Source organism: Pseudoalteromonas sp. T1lg75, assembly GCF_002964705.1.
Taxonomy (GTDB): Bacteria; Pseudomonadota; Gammaproteobacteria; order Enterobacterales; family Alteromonadaceae; genus Pseudoalteromonas.
Genome location: NZ_PQCD01000035.1, coordinates 1 through 2,403, shown reverse-complemented (window position 1 = coordinate 2,403; position 2,403 = coordinate 1). Strand labels below are relative to the sequence as shown.

Sequence of the window (2,403 nt, the reverse complement as noted above, 5' to 3'; positions counted from 1 at the left end):
TGTAACGTTTTTTCATTTTGAGATCTCCATTGTCTCCAGTTTATTGGAAATCTCATCAAAGTCATGGTGTTAATTTTGGGGGAAAGGTCACCCGGCTCCCTGCTCCTGTGTTTTCAATTCGAAAATGACCAAGCACTAAAGGCCGCCGAACCTCACCTACTCAAATGGCAAAAACGCTTAAGCGCCGCCATGCTGAAAAAAGGCGTGATCCTAAAAGATATGCGCAAGCACTTAACCTTTACCCTGAAAGGGCCAGAGGATTGAGATAAAGGATAAAAGAGGTCAAGTGAATTTGCTGGGCTGCACAATGCAAGACCTGCCCCATTTCTTTCCTTTGAGTATGGGTGTGTTATTTATTTTTTGTCACTTTATTCTTAGGCGCTTTATAACAGCGTCTTTGGGGATAGGTGTGATTATAAGGTCTTGTGTGTCATGAGTGATAAATGCAGCTTGATCATCAGTTCTATAAACCAAAAAACCTTTGATGACGGTAGACCCTTTTAGGTTAATCTCACTACAAATTGACCAACCCGTAGTGCCTTGAAAAGATCTTGAGCACCCATTAGAAGCAATTTTCTCAATGACTTCGTCAGCATGAACCTTTCCGGCTGTAAATGCAGATATGGGAATCAAATACAGAAAAGAAGCAGCTAGGGTGATAGTGGCTAGTGAGTTTGTGGTTAGAGACCATTGATTCAGTTTCTTCTCAAACCCCTCTTCATACTTTTTCAAGAACGGAATTAAACGAAAGGCCAAATGAGATAGGAGTACAAATGATATCACCACTCCAAGCATCGCAGGCCATACAACCCAATTGCTGACTAGCCCGCTGAAGATAGCTGCAAATACCTGCCCCAACACTTTGAATGTGACAAAAAAGCCAATTAGTGTGTATTCTTCAATGCTGGGGGTAGCGGTCGTCACACCATAGCCAGCGTCAAGCCCGACACAATAGCTAATTCCAATAATGAAAAAAGCCGTCGATACGATCACTGCAAACTTAGTAATCAGTAAAAATATTGGCTCTACATTTTTGAGCTTTGCACTAACTTCCATGTCCTCACTATCCCTCTAAACTGATTAACGTGGTTGTCCTTTCATTTTTTGCATGAAGGGTTCAATAATCCCCCGTCTCGGCCAGATGAAAAAACAAGACCTGACCCCATTGGTGTTATTCTATACCACTCTCAAGAAAATCAGTTTTATTTTTAGCTAATAACCTCCGAATAAATTGGATCGATAAGTAATAAAAGTAGATTACACAGTTCAGGAATATCTTCTTCTTGGGCGTATGGTGTTACGTGTACTTCTCTGAAGTGAACAAAAGAGTTTCTGGTTTTATATATTATTTTTGCTACTATGTTTGCTTTCCGTGTATAAAGATCACTTATTAGCATCTCCTTACTGTCACAGTCTTCAGTAGAGTTTTTTATAACTTCATATTCCTTTTCTAAATCAAAGACCCCATTATTAATGCTCGTTTTCTTAATATGTTGCAATGCGGCGTCGATGATAGACCGGTCGACTTTAGCAATAAGCATTTTGAGCCCTGACTCTTCTGTCTGCCTCCAACCTATTGAGCTTTCAACTATCTCAGATAATTCAAAAGAACATACATCCTTTTCTGTGAGGCAATCTCTCAACCTCTCTTTCAACTTACCTATAGCAGGTAAAGAATAGAGTCTCTCTATACACCGGTATAATTCTAAAAATAGATGTTTAGGTTCATCGTAATACAACAAAGACTTGATTATGTGCCTATATGGTAATTTTTCTGAGCCACTCTCAAATGTTTTTTTGATTAAATCACGTTCAATATTTTTATGAAGATTTGATTTATTACTTTCTAATATAAAGCAACCAAAAACCCTTTCTGAATTTAGGCTACCGGAAATAATTTCGATCAAGTGAAAATCTTCTAAAAAAGCTCTCAGTTCTATATGAGAAACTCTTCTTACCCCTTCATCCTCATCATCAAACAATATTTTATCGTAGAGTGCATAAACTGACTCTTTATCATCTCTGGGGGTTATAAAGCCCTCTGAGAGCAAAATGGTAAATATACCAGCACAATCTTCAGAGTAACAATATTTATCCAACTCATTCTTATCAATGACGATTTCATCGACACCTTTGATAGCAACAAGCCGCCTATCATCAATAGCAAGCTCAGTGTAATAATAGCGATTATATATTGAACAACTATCTTTAATTTCGGCATATTTAAGAACACGCTTTGCTTCATCATTTGTGGCAATACAGATTTTATCTTTTCTTTTTCTGAAGTTTTCTGAGTCAAACTCCAATACATGCTCATGAATTCGGGTAAAAGCAGATGTATTTGCTTCTGTCATATTTCTTGGCACTGTTAGTGTCCCCAGCATATTTCCATATTATCAACTT

The 2,403-nt window shown here is 37.9% G+C and carries 3 protein-coding genes; 1 reads left to right on the top strand and 2 read right to left on the bottom strand.

What is annotated here, in order from left to right; translation table 11 throughout:
• The first annotated feature begins 75 nt into the window (after window positions 1–75).
• Window positions 76–264: a hypothetical protein gene (locus tag C2M36_RS09550; RefSeq protein WP_158678914.1), complete on the top strand. Its 189-nt coding sequence runs from the start codon at window positions 76–78 to the stop codon at window positions 262–264.
• Window positions 265–363: 99 nt separating this feature from the next.
• Here the strand turns inward: C2M36_RS09550 and C2M36_RS09545 are convergent, their stop codons facing one another.
• Both C2M36_RS09545 and C2M36_RS09540 read right to left on the bottom strand, forming a co-directional pair.
• Window positions 364–1,056: a hypothetical protein gene (locus C2M36_RS09545; RefSeq protein ID WP_105254731.1), complete on the bottom strand. Its 693-nt coding sequence runs from the start codon at window positions 1,054–1,056 to the stop codon at window positions 364–366.
• Between the two features lie 152 nt (window positions 1,057–1,208).
• On the bottom strand, window positions 1,209–2,354 hold the full coding sequence (locus tag C2M36_RS09540) for a hypothetical protein (RefSeq protein WP_105254730.1): 1,146 nt from the start codon (window positions 2,352–2,354) through the stop codon (window positions 1,209–1,211).
• Window positions 2,355–2,403 lie beyond the last annotated feature (49 nt).